We start from the raw sequence: 249 nt of genomic DNA, 5'->3' as shown, positions 1-249 counted from the left end.
TTACCCTGCGACTTCGATCCTGTCGAGTTGCCAGATGCTGCGGGAGTAGATGACTTCGGAGCGGTATTCGGGGGTGTCGTCGTAGGGGTAGACGATCCAGAGGGGGCCCTTGTCGCGGACCTGCATCTCGGCGCCGTCCATCTGGTAGGCGATGATCGGGCCGCCCTCGACGGCGTCGCTGACGGGGATCTCGACGGTGTAGTCGTTGATCGCGGTGGCAAGCAGGGTGCCGCCGTCGACCTCGAGCAG

At 64.7% G+C, this 249-nt stretch carries 1 pseudogene; it reads right to left on the bottom strand.

Annotated features, from left to right (window positions below):
* A pseudogene (locus tag EU805_RS17335) lies at positions 1-249 on the bottom strand (oxidoreductase); the annotation flags it as partial.

The sequence above is a fragment of the Salipiger sp. IMCC34102 genome (genome assembly GCF_004145405.1).
In the GTDB taxonomy this organism is placed as follows: Bacteria; Pseudomonadota; Alphaproteobacteria; order Rhodobacterales; family Rhodobacteraceae; genus Loktanella.
Note: the sequence above shows the minus strand (reverse complement) of the source record. Positions and strands in the feature narration are given on the sequence as shown.